The organism is Ornithinimicrobium panacihumi (assembly GCF_052073805.1).
In the GTDB taxonomy this organism is placed as follows: domain Bacteria; phylum Actinomycetota; class Actinomycetes; order Actinomycetales; family Dermatophilaceae; genus Ornithinicoccus; species Ornithinicoccus panacihumi.
On sequence record NZ_JBQGWG010000013.1, the window covers coordinates 23,994 to 39,397 of the forward strand.

The 15,404-nt window shown below is 71.4% G+C and carries 17 protein-coding genes; 14 read left to right on the forward strand and 3 right to left on the reverse strand.

Annotation, left to right across the window (positions count from 1 at the left end; all coding sequences use genetic code 11):
* Positions 1-200 precede the first annotated feature (200 nt).
* The 4 genes from rplS (at position 201) to ACTMMA_RS12290 (ending at position 2,622) form a co-directional block, all read left to right on the forward strand.
* A complete protein-coding gene (gene rplS / locus ACTMMA_RS12275) occupies positions 201-584 on the forward strand; it encodes a 50S ribosomal protein L19 (protein ID WP_441190422.1) in 384 nt (127 codons plus the stop codon).
* A 162-nt stretch (positions 585-746) separates the two neighbouring features.
* The gene (gene lepB / locus ACTMMA_RS12280; protein ID WP_441190423.1) at positions 747-1,580 is read left to right on the forward strand and encodes a signal peptidase I; all 834 of its coding nucleotides are present in this window, start codon (positions 747-749) and stop codon (positions 1,578-1,580) included.
* Entirely contained in the window at positions 1,577-2,302 is a 726-nt protein-coding gene (rnhB, locus tag ACTMMA_RS12285) for a ribonuclease HII (RefSeq protein ID WP_441190424.1), read from the forward strand. The genes lepB and rnhB overlap by 4 nt, the downstream gene beginning before the upstream one ends.
* The gene (locus ACTMMA_RS12290) at positions 2,299-2,622 is read left to right on the forward strand and encodes a DUF2469 domain-containing protein (protein WP_441190425.1); all 324 of its coding nucleotides are present in this window, start codon (positions 2,299-2,301) and stop codon (positions 2,620-2,622) included. Before rnhB ends, ACTMMA_RS12290 begins: the two co-directional genes overlap by 4 nt.
* Positions 2,623-2,774: 152 nt before the next feature.
* Here the strand turns inward: ACTMMA_RS12290 and ACTMMA_RS12295 are convergent, their stop codons facing one another.
* Positions 2,775-3,350, reverse strand: a complete 576-nt coding sequence (locus tag ACTMMA_RS12295; protein ID WP_441190426.1) for a hypothetical protein — start codon at positions 3,348-3,350, stop codon at positions 2,775-2,777.
* Positions 3,351-3,618: 268 nt separating this feature from the next.
* On the opposite strand from ACTMMA_RS12295, the gene ACTMMA_RS12300 reads away from it, so the two are divergent.
* The 4 genes from ACTMMA_RS12300 to ACTMMA_RS12315 are packed head-to-tail and all read left to right on the forward strand — an operon-like array spanning position 3,619 to position 7,293.
* Positions 3,619-3,999 carry a YraN family protein gene (locus tag ACTMMA_RS12300; protein ID WP_441190427.1) on the forward strand — a complete coding sequence of 127 codons (381 nt, stop codon included), beginning with the start codon at positions 3,619-3,621 and terminating at the stop codon, positions 3,997-3,999.
* Entirely contained in the window at positions 3,999-5,528 is a 1,530-nt protein-coding gene (locus tag ACTMMA_RS12305) for a YifB family Mg chelatase-like AAA ATPase (protein WP_441190428.1), read from the forward strand. The genes ACTMMA_RS12300 and ACTMMA_RS12305 overlap by 1 nt, the downstream gene beginning before the upstream one ends.
* Positions 5,525-6,634 (forward strand): DNA-processing protein DprA, encoded by a 1,110-nt coding sequence (gene dprA, locus ACTMMA_RS12310; protein WP_441190429.1) that lies wholly within the window; start codon positions 5,525-5,527, stop codon positions 6,632-6,634. The genes ACTMMA_RS12305 and dprA overlap by 4 nt, the downstream gene beginning before the upstream one ends.
* Entirely contained in the window at positions 6,631-7,293 is a 663-nt protein-coding gene (locus ACTMMA_RS12315) for a M23 family metallopeptidase (RefSeq protein ID WP_441190430.1), read from the forward strand. Before dprA ends, ACTMMA_RS12315 begins: the two co-directional genes overlap by 4 nt.
* Positions 7,294-7,346: 53 nt before the next feature.
* Here ACTMMA_RS12315 and ACTMMA_RS12320 read toward each other — a convergent pair whose 3' ends face one another.
* Both ACTMMA_RS12320 and ACTMMA_RS12325 read right to left on the reverse strand, forming a co-directional pair.
* Positions 7,347-8,300 carry a tyrosine recombinase XerC gene (locus ACTMMA_RS12320; protein ID WP_441190431.1) on the reverse strand — a complete coding sequence of 318 codons (954 nt, stop codon included), beginning with the start codon at positions 8,298-8,300 and terminating at the stop codon, positions 7,347-7,349.
* Between the two features lie 12 nt (positions 8,301-8,312).
* The gene (locus ACTMMA_RS12325; protein ID WP_441190432.1) at positions 8,313-9,476 is read right to left on the reverse strand and encodes a pyridoxal phosphate-dependent aminotransferase; all 1,164 of its coding nucleotides are present in this window, start codon (positions 9,474-9,476) and stop codon (positions 8,313-8,315) included.
* A gap of 257 nt (positions 9,477-9,733) precedes the next feature.
* Between ACTMMA_RS12325 and rpsB the strand changes: the two genes are divergently transcribed.
* The 6 genes from rpsB (at position 9,734) to rlmN (ending at position 15,368) form a co-directional block, all read left to right on the forward strand.
* The gene (rpsB, locus tag ACTMMA_RS12330) at positions 9,734-10,684 is read left to right on the forward strand and encodes a 30S ribosomal protein S2 (protein WP_441190433.1); all 951 of its coding nucleotides are present in this window, start codon (positions 9,734-9,736) and stop codon (positions 10,682-10,684) included.
* Positions 10,685-10,716: 32 nt separating this feature from the next.
* Positions 10,717-11,544 carry a translation elongation factor Ts gene (gene tsf / locus ACTMMA_RS12335; protein WP_441190434.1) on the forward strand — a complete coding sequence of 276 codons (828 nt, stop codon included), beginning with the start codon at positions 10,717-10,719 and terminating at the stop codon, positions 11,542-11,544.
* A gap of 195 nt (positions 11,545-11,739) precedes the next feature.
* Positions 11,740-12,531 carry a UMP kinase gene (pyrH, locus tag ACTMMA_RS12340; protein WP_441190435.1) on the forward strand — a complete coding sequence of 264 codons (792 nt, stop codon included), beginning with the start codon at positions 11,740-11,742 and terminating at the stop codon, positions 12,529-12,531.
* Between the two features lie 87 nt (positions 12,532-12,618).
* A complete protein-coding gene (gene frr, locus ACTMMA_RS12345; RefSeq protein ID WP_441190436.1) occupies positions 12,619-13,185 on the forward strand; it encodes a ribosome recycling factor in 567 nt (188 codons plus the stop codon).
* Positions 13,186-13,212: 27 nt separating this feature from the next.
* On the forward strand, positions 13,213-14,088 hold the full coding sequence (locus ACTMMA_RS12350; RefSeq protein ID WP_441190437.1) for a phosphatidate cytidylyltransferase: 876 nt from the start codon (positions 13,213-13,215) through the stop codon (positions 14,086-14,088).
* Between the two features lie 35 nt (positions 14,089-14,123).
* Positions 14,124-15,368, forward strand: a complete 1,245-nt coding sequence (gene rlmN, locus ACTMMA_RS12355) for a 23S rRNA (adenine(2503)-C(2))-methyltransferase RlmN (RefSeq protein WP_441190438.1) — start codon at positions 14,124-14,126, stop codon at positions 15,366-15,368.
* Positions 15,369-15,404 lie beyond the last annotated feature (36 nt).

Here is a 15,404-nt window from a genome sequence, read left to right on the forward strand (position 1 = left end):
GCGAGCGGGTTTGGACCTCTCCTGCGACCTCTGGCAGAATCGTGCCTTGCGTCCCGACGCCTCACCACCAAGTTCGCACCCCTGCCACAGGGGGAGTCGTGCGAGCGGCGAGGAGCCGAGAGACCGCATACCAAGAGATCGTGCCCTCGTGGCACCAGATCGCCGTGGGTGACCTGTGGCACTGACGGCAGGAGAACGACATGCACAAGCTCGACCACGTCGACGCAGCCAGCCTGCGCACCGACGTCCCGGACTTCCGCGCCGGCGACACCATCAACGTCCACGTGAAGGTCATCGAGGGCAACCGCTCCCGTGTCCAGGTCTTCAAGGGCGTCGTCATCCGTCGTCACGGCGGCGGCATCGGCGAGACCTACACCGTCCGCAAGGTCTCCTTCGGCGTCGGCGTCGAGCGCACCTTCCCGGTGCACTCGCCCAACATCGAGAAGGTCGAGGTCGTCACCCGCGGTGACGTCCGTCGCGCCAAGCTCTACTACCTGCGCGACCTGCGCGGCAAGGCGGCCAAGATCCGCGAGCGCCGCGACTCCGTGCCGGCCGCCAAGGCCGCCCCGGCCGAGCAGGCCTGAGCCACCACAGCAGCACCGTCGATCCCCCGTCCGGCCACCGGCCCGGCGGGGGATCGTCGTTCTCCCACCTCCAGGGGTTAGGGTCAGCAGGTCGGGTCCGCCGACGGCCACCGGCCCCGCGGACCCACCCACGACAGTGACACGACAAGGACGGCCTCCCTGGTGACCGACCAGACCCGGCAGGACCAGCACGACCCCGGAAGGGAGCCGCGGCCCGACCACGGCGACAGCCAGGACCGCGAGCGCGAGCATGGTCACGACCATGGCGACGGGCAGGGTCATGAGCACACCCGGGCGCAGGCGCGCGGCGAGAAGCGCGGCGGGCTCTGGGCCGGGGTGCGCGAGGTCCTGTGGATCGGCGCGACCGCCCTGGTCATCTCCTTCCTCATCAAGACCTTCATCGCCCAGGCCTTCTGGATCCCCTCGGGCAGCATGGAGAACACCCTCGTCTACGGCGACCGCGTCATGGTGAGCAAGATCCAGGCCGGCCCGATGACGGTGGAGCGCGGCGACCTGGTGGTCTTCGAGGATCCCGGCGACTGGCTCAGCCCCCGTGGCCAGGTGGAGCGTGGCCCGGTCATGGAGACCGTGGTGAAGGTGCTCCAGTTCGTGGGCGTGGCCCCGGTGGCGGAGGGGAACCACCTCATCAAGCGCACCATCGGCGTCGGTGGCGACACCGTCGCGTGCTGCGACGACGACGGCCGGATGACCGTCAACGGTCAGCCCCTGGAGGAGGACTACCTCTATCCGGGCGACCAGGCCAGCCTCAGCGAGTTCGAGGTGACCGTTCCCGAGGACTCCATCTGGGTGATGGGTGACCACCGGTCCAACTCGCAGGACTCCCGGGCCCACGACGACGGCACGGGCCTGACCGGTTCGGTGCCCCGGGACAAGGTCGTCGGGCAGGCCTTCGTGCTGCTCTTTCCCCTGGACCACCTGACCTGGTTCCGCACCCCGGCCACCTTCGAGTCGATCCCGGAGCCGTCGGGGCAGTGACCACGACTGCACGTCCGCTCCGCAGGCCCCCGGCGACGAAGGGCTCGGGCCGCCCGAGCCTGCGGGTCGAGCGCACCCTGCAGCGCGAGGGCTACGCCGTCCTCGTCGGGATGGACGAGGTCGGGCGGGGCGCGCTGGCCGGTCCGGTGTCCGTGGGCGCGGTCGCGATCGACCAGTCGTGCCGGACCGCGCCGCAAGGGGTGCGCGACTCCAAGCTGCTGGCCCCGCACGCGCGCGAGCGCCTCGTCCCCCGGATCGAGCGCTGGTGCCTGGCCCACGGGGTCGGGCACGCCAGCCCGGCCGAGATCGACCAGATCGGCATCATGGCGGCCCTGCGGCTGGCGGGGGAGCGGGCCCTGGCGCAGCTGGGGCTCGAGCCGGACCTGGTGCTCCTCGACGGCAACCACGACTGGCTGACCGATCCCGCGCGGGAGGGCTTGCTCGGCCTGATGGGCACCGGTCCCGTGCCCCCGCCGGTGCGCACCATGATCAAGGCGGACCTGCGCTGCTCGTCCGTGGCGGCCGCCTCGGTGCTGGCCAAGGTGGCCCGGGACGCCCTGATGGTCGAGCTCGCCCCCGGCCATGCCGCATACGGTTGGGACCAGAACAAGGGCTACGCCGCCCCCGAGCACCTCGACGCCCTGCGTGCGCTCGGGCCCAGCGACCACCACCGCCGCAGCTGGCGGATCACCGGCTGCACCGACGAAGGGAGCGCGCCGTGAGCGCGGAGGACCTGGAGAAGTACGAGACCGACATGGAGCTCGCGCTCTACCGCGAGTACCGCGACGTCGTGGGTCTCTTCTCGCACGTCGTCGAGACCGAGCGCCGCTTCTACCTGGCCAACGAGGTCGACGTCCAGGTCCGCACCGGCGGGGGTGAGACGTGGTTCGAGGTGACGATGACCGACGCGTGGGTGTGGGACGTCTACCGGCCCGCGCGGTTCGTCAAGAAGGCCCGCGTGATCACCTTCAAGGACGTCAACGTCGAGGAGCTGGCCAAGAACGACCTGGACGTGAAGCGGCTCATGGGCGAGGGCCGCTGAGCCCGGAGCCGTCCCAGGTGACCATCTCTTAGGCAGCATCCTCACGGCGAACGCCCCGGCCCGAACGGGGCCGGGGCGTTGCCCGTGCCGGCGTCAGGGGCACGCACCAGGGGAGGGATGCGCGACGCCGGAGGTCGTGACCTGAGCCGGGCTCAGAAGCGGCGGCACTGGCCTTCCTTGTTGCCGTCCACGACGTTGCGGGTGCCCTTGGGTGCGGGGGTGTTGCTCTTGCACTGCAGGTTGCCGTCGACGGTGTTGTAGCTGACCGTGATCTGGCCGGAGGGGTTGGAGAAGTACTGGATGTCCCCGTTGACGCGGTTGTAGGAGGCGTACTGGGTGGCCTTGTTGTACTTGCTCTGGATGTTGCCGTCGATCCGGCTGCGGTTGATCGTCGAGTTCTGGCCCTTCTCCAGCTGGATGTCGCCCTTGACCACGCTGCTGTTCCGGACGATGACGTTGCGGTGGTAGACGGCCTGGACGTTGCCGTCGATCTTGGCGCGGTCGGCCACCAGCGTGGCGCCGGAGCGGACGAAGACGTTGCCCTTGACGGTGGTGCCGGTGAGGTTGCACCGCGCACCCTTGGGGACGTTGACGTCGCCGTCGATCGTGCGGGCGCCGATCGAGGAGCGGCAGGTGATCGTGTCGGCGCTGGCGGGAGCGGCCGTGGCGATCATGCCGGTGGCCAGGATGGCGGCGCTGGCGAAGCTGGCGAGGAGCTTGCGGGACATGGTCCGGGTCCTTTCGGAGGGTGCACCGGCCCCCGTGGTCGGCGCTGGCCCCAGCCTGTCGTTGCGGCGTGAGATGCCCGTGAGACCTCGATGAGGGTTCTCTCACGGCTCGTTCACCTGGGGGTCGCGCTGCGGTTCCCGGTCATCCACATGCCCTCGGCCGGGTCGGTGACCGTCCACAGGAGCCGCTCGTCCGTTGGCCGTTGACGCCCCCGCGGCGTTGGCTGGGGCCAGGCCGTGACCGGCACGGCCGTGGTGAGGAGGGGACATGGCGGGCAAAGGTATGCCGTGGCGCGAGGCCAGGGGGGTGGGTGACCTCGGCGAGGAGTTGGCGGTGGATCACCTGCAGGCCCAGGGGTGGGAGATCATCGACCGCAACTGGCGGTGCCGTGATGGCGAGCTGGACGTCGTGGCGGTCGACGAGACGGGGATGCTGGTCTTCTGCGAGGTCAAGACCCGGCGCTCGGTCCGGTGCGGCCAGCCCGTCGAGGCGGTCACGCCCGACAAGGCGCGACGCCTGCGGAGACTGGCCTGGGGCTGGCTGCGCGACCACGCGCACCGTCCCGGCCAGTTCCGCATCGACGTCGTCGGGGTGCTGGTGCCTGCGGGTGGTCAGGTGCAGCTGCAGCATCTCAGGGCGGTGGCCTGATGGGCTTCGCGCGCACGCGGGCCCTGACCTTGTCCGGGGTGGAAGGACGGGTGGTGGAGGTCGAGGCGCACGGAAGCGACGGCCTGCCCACCTTCGTGATGAGCGGGCTGGCCGACTCCTCGTGCCGTCAGGCCCCGGACCGGGTCCGGCCGGCCATCACCAACGTGGGCCTGTCGCTGCCGATGAAGCGGTGGACGATCAACCTGTCGCCGGCGGGGCTGCCGAAGGTCGGCGGGGGCCTCGACCTGGCCATCGCGACGGCGCTCCTGGCGGCCGAGGGACATCTCGCTCCCTCCGAGGTGGCGCCGGTGGCCCACATCGGCGAGCTGGGCCTCGACGGGGCGATCCGCCCCGTGGCCGGGGTCCTGCCGATGGTGGTCGCAGCGGCCGACGAGGGGGTCGATGAGGTGATGGTGTGCGCGGACAACGCGGCGGAGGCCTCCCTCGTGCGCGAGGTGACGGTCCACCCGGTGCGCACGCTGGGCGACGTGGTGACCTTCTACCGGGCCAGGGCCCGGGACGAGCACCATCCGCTGCCGCTGCCCGTCCGGGAGCCTGCGGCCCCGCGGGCGACCAAGGACCTGCGGGACGTCGTCGGCCAGGCGATGGCCAGGGGCGCACTGGAGATCGCTGCGGCAGGCGGGCACCACCTCCTGCTGGTCGGTCCGCCTGGCGCGGGCAAGACCATGCTGGCCGAACGGCTGCCCGGTCTGCTGCCCCCGTTGGGGGAGCAGGACGCGCTGACGGTCACCGCGATCCACTCGGTGCTGGGGGCCCTGGCCCGGGACGACGACCTGGTCCGCACCGCTCCGTTCGTCGCGCCCCACCACAGCGCCTCGATGTCGGCGGTGATCGGTGGGGGGAGCGGGGCCGTGCGGCCGGGAGCGGTCTCGAGGGCTCATCGAGGCGTGCTCTTCATGGACGAAGGGCCCGAGTTCCGTCGAGACGTGCTCGACGGCCTGCGCCAGCCGCTGGAGTCGGGCGAGGTGATCGTGGCCAGGGCAGACCGCCATGTCCGTCTGCCGGCGCGGTTCCAGCTCGTCCTCGCGGCCAACCCGTGCCCCTGCGGCGGCGGCCCCCGAGGGTGCACCTGCGCGCCCTGGCGCAGGGCGAGCTACTTCAGCAAGCTCTCGGGCCCCCTGCTCGACCGCCTCGACCTCAAGGTGGCACTGCGTGCCGTGGCCCGCAAGGATCTCGCGCTCGGCCCGGGGGAGCCGACCGAGGTGGTGGCGGCCCGCGTGGCGGGGGCACGCGAGGCCCAGCGGGAGCGGTGGCGGGGGCAGGGCTGGTCGCTCAACGCCGAGGCCCCCGGGGCCGCCCTGCGCGAGGGCCGCTGGCGACTGCCACCGGCCGATCGGGCGCCCCTGGACGAGGGGCTGGACACGGGGACGCTGACGCTGCGGGGGCTGGACCGTTGTCTCCGCGTGGCGTGGACCGTGGCCGACCTTGCCGGCCGCGACCGGCCCGGGCGTGCGGACGTCCTGCAGGCGATGGCGTTGCGGCAGGCCGAAGGGGTGAAGGCGGCATGAGTGCTCTCCCGCTCGACGACCGGGGCGCACGGGTGCTGCTGTCCCGGATCGCCGAACCCTACGACGAGCTGGCCCAGGCCATGGTGGTCAGGTACGGCATCCAGGAGCTCGTCGGCCACGTCCTCCGGGACGGACGAGCCCCGGACGGCACCTCCCTGGCCCGCTTCCAGGCCAGGCTGGCCGCTGCCTCATCGGTCGACGACGACCAGATCTGCCGTGCGCTCGGGCTCCGGCTCATCGTGCCCGGCGACGAGGAGTGGCCGCCCGGGCTGGACGAGCTCGCCATGCCGCCCTGGTGCCTGTGGGTCAAGGGACAGCTCCGTCTGCACGAGCTCGACCGTCGGGCCGTGGCCGTCGTGGGAGCACGCGCCAGCACGAGCTACGGCGATGAGACCACGATGTCCATCTGCTACGAGCTGGCGGAGCGGGGCTACGCCGTGGTCTCCGGGGCGGCCTACGGGATCGACGGAGCGGCGCACCGTGCGGCGCTGGCGGCGGGCGGAGACACCGTGGCCGTCCTGGCCAGCGGGGTCGACGTGCCCTATCCCCGCGCCAACGCGGCGCTGCTGACCACGATCGCGGAGAAGGGCGCCATCGTCAGCGAGACGCCGCCGGGCGGAGCTCCCGCGAGGCTCAGGTTCCTGGCCCGCAACAGGATCATCGCGGCGCTCTCGGTCGGCACCGTGGTGGTGGAGGCAGGGCTGCGTTCCGGCGCCCGCAACACCACCCACCATGCCCGCAACCTGGATCGGCACGTGATGGCCGTCCCGGGCCCGGTCACCTCGCAGGCCTCGGCCGGGGCCCATCAGGAGATCCGCGAGGGTGCCCATCTGGTCACGGACGCGGCGGAGATCATCGAGGTCGTGGGCCGGATGGGGACGGACCTGGCCCCGCGCAAGCTCGGAGCGAGCCGGGTCGAGGACGGACTCTCGCCGGAGCTGCGTAGGGTCTGGCAGTGGCTGCATCCGTCCCGCTCCTCCAGCGTGGACGAGATCCTGCTCGCCTCAGGGCTGAGCCTGGCCGAGGTGATGACCGCGCTGTCCGATCTGGAGCTGCGTGGGCTGGCCGAGCAGCTGCTGGACGGCTGGAGGCGACGGAAGCCATGACACCCACCCAGTCCGCGTCCGGGCGGCCCGGCATCGGCCGGACCGCTCGCACGATCCTGCTCGTCCTCGCGCTGCTCCTGCCAGGACGGCCGGGCGACGATCGTTCCACCAGGCCGGACGAAGGGGCGGCCATGTCGATGGGCCTGTCCGCCGTGGTCGGGCTCGGGCGTGGTGACGCGGTGTCCTCGTCCTCGCCGCCCGTGGGGCGGACCCGCACCGCCGCCGGTCGGGACAGGGAGGCCACCGCGCTCTGGGACTGGCCCCTGGTGGGGACCCCGCGGATCGTCAACGGCTACGAGCCGCCGGTGAAGCGGTGGCTTCCGGGTCACCGAGGCATCGATCTGGCCGGCGTGGCCGGGGAGCCCGTGCTGGCCGTCGACGCCGGGGTGGTCGCCTGGAGCGGCACCATCGCGGGCGTCGGCATGATCTCGGTGGACCACGAGAGCGGCCTGCGGTCGACCTACCAGCCGGTATCCGCCCGTGCTGCACGCGGGGACAGGGTAGGCCGCGGCCAGCAGATCGCGGTCCTGGACGGTGGGGGTCACTGCGGCCTCGTCGACTGCCTCCACCTCGGCGCCCGACGGGGCAAGGACACCTACGTCGACCCGACGCCGCTGCTCATCCCCCTGGAACTGACGCTGGTGCCGCTGGGAGGCTGATCCGGCCCAGGTGGTCGAGACGTCTTGCGGCCATGGCCCGATGCCGACAGGCGTCAGGCGCGGGGGTGCGCTTGCTGGTAGGCCGTGCGGAGCCGGTCGACCGACACGTGCGTGTAGATCTGGGTCGTCGCCAGGCTGGCGTGGCCGAGCAGCTCCTGGACGGTCCGAAGGTCCGCCCCGCCTTCGAGCAGGTGCGTGGCGGCACTGTGACGCAGGCCGTGGGGGCTGAGAGGGGGGACGTCGGGCAGGTGTCTCAGCAAGGCCTGGAGGGATGAGCGCACCTGGCGCTGGTCCACCCGCCGTCCCCGCCTTCCCAGGAAGAGGGCCGGGCCGGACTCGTGGGTCGCCACCTGGGGTCGCACCGACAGCCAGGCCAGCAGGGCCTCGGTCGCGGGAGTGCCGAAGGGAACGATCCGTTCCTTGTCCCCCTTGCCCAGGACCCGCGCGGTGGCCTGCTCAAGGTCCACGTCGTCGACGTCCAGGCCGGTGAGCTCTCCGACGCGCATCCCCGAGGCGTAGAGCAGCTCGAGCATCGCCCTGTTGCGGACGTGGATCGGATCCTCGTCGTCGGAGGCGACCGCAGCCAGGTCCATGAGGTCACCGGCCTGGCCCGAGCGGAGAACGCCGGGCAGGTGCTTGTCCTTGCCGGGGGCGACGAGCCGTAGCGAAGGGTCGGCGGCAAGGTGCCTGGTGCGCACCGCCCACCGGAAGAAGCCCTTGGCGGCGGCCGCCCTCCGAGAGATGGTCGAGCGGGACGTGCCCGCATCACCCAGGGAGCCGAGCCAGCCGCGCAAGTCGGCCAGCCGCACATCGGGGAGCCCGCCGACCCCGGTCTCGGCCAGGTGGTGGTCGAGGCTGCGCAGGTCGCCGAGATAGGCGCGGACCGTGTGGGCAGATCGGCCCTTCTCGACCCGCAGGTGCTCGGCGAAGGCCTCGGCGAGGCCCTCCGGCAGCACGCGCAGACCTGGGCCCGAGGGGTCCGGTCTGTCAGGGGAGCGGGAGGGCATGCTCCGAGGCTGTCACGCTCCGCGCAGCGACTGGAGGCGGCGCGCCGCCTCCTGGAGGACCTCGTCCTTCTTGCAGAACGCGAAGCGCACCAGTGAGGCGACCGGCTGGGGGTCGTCGCAGAAGACCGAGACCGGGACACCGACCACGCCCAGCTCCTCGGGCATCCGCCGGCAGAACTCGACCGCGTCGGTCACGCCGAGGCCGACGAAGTCGGCGATGACGAAATAGGTGCCCTGGCAGGGCGAGACGGGGACACCGGCGGAGGCCAGCGCCTCCACGAGCAGGTCGCGCTTGCCCTGGAGGCTGGCGGCGAAGCCCGTGAAGAAGTCGTCGGGCAGCGACAGCCCGTGCGCGACGGCCGGCTGGACGTGGGTGGCGCCCACGAAGGTGAGGAACTGCTTGACGCCCGCGACGGCGTCGACCAGGTGCGCAGGGCCGCTGACCCAACCGGTCTTCCACCCCGTCAGCGAGAAGGTCTTGCCGACCGAGGAGATGGTCAGAGTCCGCTCGGCCATCCCGGGCAGGGTGGCGATCGGGACGTGGGTCAGGTCGTCGAAGACCAGGTGCTCGTAGACCTCGTCCGAGACCACGATCAGGTCGTGCTCCTGGGCGATCTGGGCGACGGCTGCGAGCTCTTCGGCGCTGAAGACCTTGCCCGTGGGGTTGTGCGGGGTGTTGAGCAGGAGCAGCCTCGTGCTCGGGCCGACGGCGGCCCGAAGGGCGTCGACGTCCAGCGCCAGGTCGGGGAAGCGCAGCGGCACGGTCCGACGCGTCGCGCCGGCCAGCGCGACGCAGGCGGCGTAGGAGTCGTAGTAGGGCTCGACCATCACCACCTCCTCGCCGGGCTCGACGAGGGCCAGGAGGGTGGCGGCGATGGCCTCCGTCGCCCCCACCGTGACCAGGACCTCCCGGTCCGGGTCGACGTCGATCCCGTAGAAGCGGCGCTGGTGCTGGGCCACGGCATCCCGGAGCACTGGGAGCCCCCTGGCCGGGGCGTACTGGTTCAGCCCCTCGTGCAGGCCGCGGGCCGCGATGTCCAGCATCTCCTGCGGGCCGTCGGTGTCCGGGAAGCCCTGGCCGAGGTTGACCGCCTCGAACTGCAGCGCCCGTTGCGTCATCTCCGCGAACACGCTGGTGCCGAAGGCCTGCATCCTGGTGACGAGGGGAGTGGTCATGCATGCCACCGTAGCGAGCGGGGGAGCGGCCCGGGGCCCACCGTCGGCGGATTCGTTGGGAGGGCCCGCCGTGACCTACGATGGAGGGACGTGTGGTGTGTCTCCACCTCGGTGCTCACACCACACGAATTCGCGCCCGGGCGTGGTCGGTGCTTTCCGACGGCGCTTCCCCGCGGTCCTGGCACCACCCGGTGCCAGGTGGGGAACGTCCCCGGGCCAGGACACAACTGCACCTCTCATAGAAAGCGAGACACGGCATGGCCGTCGTCACCATGCGCCAGCTCCTGGAGAGCGGCGTCCACTTCGGGCACCAGACCCGTCGCTGGAACCCCAAGATGAAGCGTTTCATCATGACCGAGCGCAACGGCATCTACATCATCGACCTGCAGCAGTCGCTGACCTACCTCAACGAGGCCTACGACTTCGTCAAGCAGACCGTGGCCCACGGCGGCACGATCCTGTTCGTCGGCACCAAGAAGCAGGCCCAGGAGTCCATCGCCGAGCAGGCGACCCGCGTCGGGATGCCCTACGTCAACCACCGCTGGCTCGGTGGCATGCTCACCAACTTCCAGACGATCTCCAAGCGTCTGGCGCGCATGAAGGAGCTCGAGGAGATCGACTTCACCGATGTGGCCGGCAGCGGCCGCACGAAGAAGGAGCTCCTCATGATGAGCCGCGAGTACGACAAGCTGAGCAAGGCGCTGGGCGGTATCCGCGACATGCAGAAGGTGCCCTCGGCCATCTGGGTCGTCGACACCAAGAAAGAGCACCTGGCCGTCACCGAGGCCCGCAAGCTCGGCCTGCCGGTCATCGCCATCCTGGACACCAACTGCGACCCCGACGAGGTCGACTACAAGATCCCCGGCAACGACGACGCCATCCGCTCGGTCACCCTGCTGACCCGTGTCGTGGCCGACGCCGTCGCCGACGGTCTGATGTCCCGCTCCGGCGGGGGCTCCACCGAGGGCGCCGAGTCCGCCGAGCCCATGGCCGAGTGGGAGCGTGAGCTCCTCGCCGGCGCCGAGGCCGAGCAGAGCGCCGCCGTCACCGCCGCGCCGGCCGAGGCCGCCCCGGTCGAGCAGCCGGCCGCCGAGGCCGTCGAGTCCGTGGTCGAGGCTCCCGCCGAGGCCCCGGCCGAGGGTGCCGACGAGGGCGCCGTCGCCCCGGGCTCCGAGGCCGCTCCGGCCGTCGAGTCCGACCAGTCCTGACGAACTTCTCACCCAAGGAGCACAAAGCACACATGGCGAACTACACCGCTGCAGACATCAAGACGCTGCGCGAGTCCACCGGCGCCGGGATGATGGACGTCAAGAAGGCCCTGGACGAGGCCGGCGGCGACCTGGCCAAGGCCACCGAGATCCTGCGCGTCAAGGGCCTCAAGGGCGTGACCAAGCGCGAGGGCCGCTCGGCCTCCAACGGCCTGGTCCGTGCGCAGGTCGACGGTGGCGTCGGCACCCTGGTCGAGGTCAACTGCGAGACCGACTTCGTGGCCAAGAACCCGAAGTTCGGCGAGCTGGCCGACCAGCTGCTGGCCCAGGCCGTCGCGGTCGAGGCCACCGACGCCGAGGCGCTGCTGGCCTCGGACATGGACGGCAAGATGGTCAAGGACGTCGTCGACGAGGCCAACGCCGGGCTCGGCGAGAAGATCGAGGTCCGTCGCGTCGCCCGCGTCGTCGGCGACCAGGTCGTCTCCTACCTGCACAAGACCAACCCCGACCTGCCCCCGCAGATCGGTGTCCTGGTGGCCACCTCCGGTGGCTCGGAGCAGACCGCTCGCGACATCGCGATGCACGTCGCGGCCTTCGCCCCGACCGTGCTGACCCGCGAGGAGATCGACGCCGAGACCGTCGAGAACGAGCGTCGCATCGCCGAGCAGACCGCTCGCGAGGAGGGCAAGCCCGAGGCGGCGCTGCCCAAGATCGTCGAGGGCCGGGTCAACGGCTTCTTCAAGGAGAACGTCCTGCTCGACCAGGCGTTCGCCAAGGACAACAAGAAGAGCGTCGCGCAGATCGCCCAGGAGGACGGCGCGACCGTCACCGGCTTCGCCCGCTTCAAGGTCGGCGTCTGACCGCATCTCTCCGGCGGTCCTCCTCGGACCGTCACCGGCAGGGCCGGGATCCAGCGATGGGTCCCGGCCCTGCCGGCGTCCGGGCGGCGTCCCGGCGGAGTCCGGGGGGCGTGACGCGCGCTACCCGGATCGGCCACCCCGGCCCGGGTGTGGCAGGATCGAGCGACTGATCCCCGCGCCCAGAGGACTCCTTGCATGACCATGCCGCCGCCCGCCACGACCACGCCTCGGACCGCAGCCCAGGCCGACCCGGACGTGTCCTCGTCAGGTCCCCAGGATGCGGTCCGCAGGGTCCTGCTGAAGCTCTCGGGCGAGGCTTTCGGCGGGGGAGGTGTCGGTGTCGACCCCGACGTGGTGCGCGGGATCGCCAAGCAGATCGCGGTCGCGGCACGGGAGGGCGTGCAGATCGCCATCGTCGTGGGTGGGGGCAACTTCTTCCGCGGCGCCGAGCTGCAGCAGCGCGGGATGGAGCGCGCCCGCGCCGACTACATGGGCATGCTGGGCACCGTCATGAACTGTCTGGCCCTGCAGGACTTCCTCGAGAAGGAGGGCGTCGACACCCGCGTCCAGACCGCCATCACGATGGGACAGGTCGCCGAGGCCTACATCCCGCGGCGGGCCATCCGGCACATGGAGAAGGGCCGTGTCGTCATCTTCGGCGCGGGGGCGGGGATGCCCTACTTCTCCACCGACACGGTCTCCGCGCAGCGGGCGCTGGAGATCAAGTGCGACGCGGTCCTCATGAGCAAGCACGGCGTGGACGGCGTCTACACCGCCGACCCCCGCACCGACCCCAGCGCCGTCAAGCTCGACGAGCTGACCTTCAGCGAGGCCCTCACCAGCAACCTGCGCGTGGTCGACGCGGCGGCCTTCAGCCTGTGCATGGACAACAACCTGCCCATGCTGGTCTTCGGCATGGAGGGTGACGGCGCTATCACCCGGGCCCTGCTGGGTGAGAAGATCGGCACACGCGTCACCGCGGGCTGACCTGCCCGCCCGGCGCCGCCGCGAGGCGACGCCACACCACATACCCTGACGAAGAACGACACGAGAGACGAAGGAGCGGTGCCGAGGATGTCCGAGGTCATCGACATGGCCCTCATGGAGGCCGAGGAGAAGATGGACAAGGCGCTGGAGGTGGCGCGCGACGACATGGCGAACATCCGCACCGGCCGCGCCCACCCGGGGATGTTCAGCAAGCTCGAGGTGGACTACTACGGGTCCCCGACCCCGATGCAGCAGCTGGCCTCCTTCACCGTGCAGGACGCGCGCACGCTGCTGATCACGCCCTACGACAAGAGCGCGATGAAGGACATCGAGAAGGCGCTGCGCGACTCCGACCTGGGCGCCAACCCCAGCAACGACGGCAACGCCATCCGGATCGTCATGCCTCAGCTGACCGAGGAGCGCCGCCGCGAATACATCAAGCTGGCGCACACCAAGGGCGAGGACGCCAAGGTCTCCATCCGCCACGTCCGTCGCCACGCCAAGGACACCATCGACAAGGCCGTCAAGGACGGCGACATCGGTGAGGACGAGGGCACCCGGGCCGAGAAGGAGCTGGAGGCGCTGACCAAGAAGCACGTGGACACCGTCGACGAGATCCTCAAGGCCAAGGAGGCCGAGCTGCTCGAGGTCTGAGCAGCACGTCCCAGTCAGCACCGAGCCATGTCCACACCGGCGCCGAAGGGCGCACCGACGCGCAGGTCGTTCCGGGAGAGCCAGGCCCAGACCCAGACCCGCACGCCCAAGGCCGGCCGCAACCTGCCGGCCGCCATCGGTGTGGGCGCGTTCCTCATCGCCCTCGTGGTGGGCAGCCTGCTCTTCTATCCCCTCGCCTTCGTCCTGCTCGTGACCTGTGCGGCCGCGGTCGGCCTGTGGGAGCTGGACCAGGCCTTCCGGCAGGGCCGCCTGAGCCCGCCGCTGCCCCCCGTGCTGGTCGCGGCCGGCCTGGTGCCGGTCGCCTACTTCTACGGCGCCGAGGGCCTCGCGGTGGGCTTCGCCGTCGCGGTCGGACTGGTCCTGCTGTGGCGCTCGGTCGGTCCCGGCCAGGACGCCGCAGCGGACGTCGCGGCCGGGGTGTTCGCCGTGGCCTACGTCCCGTTGCTGGCGGCCACGACCTCCTTGATGGTGGCGGCCGAGGACGGTGTCGCCCGGATCATCACCTTCGTCCTGGTGACGGTCGCCAGCGACACCGGAGGGTATGCGGTAGGCGTCCTGAAGGGGCGCACGCCCATGGCGCCGTCGCTGAGCCCCAAGAAGTCCTGGGAAGGCTTCGCCGGGTCGGTCGGCACCAGCGCCCTGGTGGGCGCCCTGTGCGTGCCGCTGCTGCTGAGCGGTCCCTGGTGGGGCGGGATCATCCTCGGGGCGCTGGCAGCGGCCTTCGCGACCGTCGGTGACCTGGCGGAGTCGTCGATCAAGCGGGACCTGGGCATCAAGGACATGAGCTCCCTGCTGCCCGGGCACGGCGGCATCATGGACCGCCTCGACAGCCTGCTCGTGACCGCTCCCGTCTGCTGGGTCCTGTTCAGCCTGCTCGTCTGAGGAGATCCACGGCCAGGGATGGGACACTGGTAGGGATGACCACCGAGCTGCCGACCCCGACCTCCCGCCCCCGTCCCGGTGCGCTGACCTTCAGCGCACCCCGTCGTGGCAAGCCTCCGACGCACCTGGCCGACCTGGACCTGGCCGGGCGCAAGGCGTGGGCCAAGGAACTGGGCGTGCCCGGCTTCCGGGCCGACCAGATCTCCCGCCACTACTTCGAGCGGCTCGTCACCGACCCGGAGGTGATGACGGACCTGCCCAAGACCGGCAGGGAGGAGCTGGTGGCCGGGATGCTCCCGCCCCTGCTCACGCCGGTGCGCACGCTGAGCGCGGACGAGGGCGCCACCCTCAAGCAGGTGCACCGCCTGCACGACGGCGCCATGGTCGAGTCGGTCCTCATGCGCTATCCCGGCCGCGTCACGATGTGCATCTCCAGCCAGGCCGGCTGCGGGATGAACTGCCCCTTCTGCGCCACCGGACAGGCCGGTCTGACCCGCAACCTGTCCACGGCCGAGATCGTCGAACAGGTCGTGGCGGCCGCCCGGGCCCTGCGCCACGGCGAGCTCGCGGGCGCCCCGGAGGAGGCTGCGGCACCGAGCGCGGACGGCGCCCCTGCCCGCGACGAGGACGGTGTCCCGACGGGTGACGAGGACGCCGCCCTCCGCGAGACCATCCGGGTCAGCAACGTGGTCTTCATGGGCATGGGCGAGGCGCTCGCCAACTACAAGGCGGCCATCGGGGCCATCCACCGGCTCGTGGACCCCGCTCCCGCCGGGCTGGGCATGTCCGCCCGCGGCGTGACGATGTCCACCGTCGGCCTCGTGCCGGCCATCGACAAGCTCGCGGCCGAGGGCATCCCCGTGACCCTGGCGCTGAGCCTGCACGCCCCTGACGACGAGCTGCGCGACGAGCTGGTGCCGATCAACACCCGCTGGAAGGTCGACGAGGCGCTGGACGCCGCACGTCGCTACTTCGACGCCACCGGTCGAAGGGTCTCGATCGAGTACGCCCTGATCCGCGACATCAACGACCACGCCTGGCGCGCCGACCTGCTCGGCGAGAAGCTCAACGCCCGGGGACGTGGCTGGGTGCACGTCAACCCGATCCCGCTCAACCCCACGCCGGGCAGCAAGTGGACGGCCTCCCGGCGCGGTGTGGAGCAGCAGTTCGTCGAGCGCCTGCGCGCCCACGGCATCCCGACGACGGTGCGCGACACCCGCGGCTCCGAGATCGACGGCGCCTGCGGCCAGCTGGCGGCCGTGACCCCGGTCGGGGGCTGACCGCCGCCGTCGACGGCCGCCATCCTGGTCCGCTGC

What these genes read in the sequence shown, in the direction of transcription:
- ACTMMA_RS12325 (WP_441190432.1), bottom strand. Translation starts at nt 9,476, where the DNA reads ATGACCACTCCCCTCGTCACCAGGATGCAGGCCTTCGGCACCAGCGTG.
- rplS (WP_441190422.1), top strand. Translation starts at nt 201, where the DNA reads ATGCACAAGCTCGACCACGTCGACGCAGCCAGCCTGCGCACCGACGTC.
- frr (WP_441190436.1), top strand. Translation starts at nt 12,619, where the DNA reads ATGTCCGAGGTCATCGACATGGCCCTCATGGAGGCCGAGGAGAAGATG.
- pyrH (WP_441190435.1), top strand. Translation starts at nt 11,740, where the DNA reads ATGACCATGCCGCCGCCCGCCACGACCACGCCTCGGACCGCAGCCCAG.
- ACTMMA_RS12320 (WP_441190431.1), bottom strand. Translation starts at nt 8,300, where the DNA reads ATGCCCTCCCGCTCCCCTGACAGACCGGACCCCTCGGGCCCAGGTCTG.
- ACTMMA_RS12350 (WP_441190437.1), top strand. Translation starts at nt 13,213, where the DNA reads ATGTCCACACCGGCGCCGAAGGGCGCACCGACGCGCAGGTCGTTCCGG.
- ACTMMA_RS12315 (WP_441190430.1), top strand. Translation starts at nt 6,631, where the DNA reads ATGACACCCACCCAGTCCGCGTCCGGGCGGCCCGGCATCGGCCGGACC.
- dprA (WP_441190429.1), top strand. Translation starts at nt 5,525, where the DNA reads ATGAGTGCTCTCCCGCTCGACGACCGGGGCGCACGGGTGCTGCTGTCC.
- ACTMMA_RS12300 (WP_441190427.1), top strand. Translation starts at nt 3,619, where the DNA reads ATGGCGGGCAAAGGTATGCCGTGGCGCGAGGCCAGGGGGGTGGGTGAC.
- rpsB (WP_441190433.1), top strand. Translation starts at nt 9,734, where the DNA reads ATGGCCGTCGTCACCATGCGCCAGCTCCTGGAGAGCGGCGTCCACTTC.
- rlmN (WP_441190438.1), top strand. Translation starts at nt 14,124, where the DNA reads ATGACCACCGAGCTGCCGACCCCGACCTCCCGCCCCCGTCCCGGTGCG.
- ACTMMA_RS12305 (WP_441190428.1), top strand. Translation starts at nt 3,999, where the DNA reads ATGGGCTTCGCGCGCACGCGGGCCCTGACCTTGTCCGGGGTGGAAGGA.
- ACTMMA_RS12295 (WP_441190426.1), bottom strand. Translation starts at nt 3,350, where the DNA reads ATGTCCCGCAAGCTCCTCGCCAGCTTCGCCAGCGCCGCCATCCTGGCC.
- tsf (WP_441190434.1), top strand. Translation starts at nt 10,717, where the DNA reads ATGGCGAACTACACCGCTGCAGACATCAAGACGCTGCGCGAGTCCACC.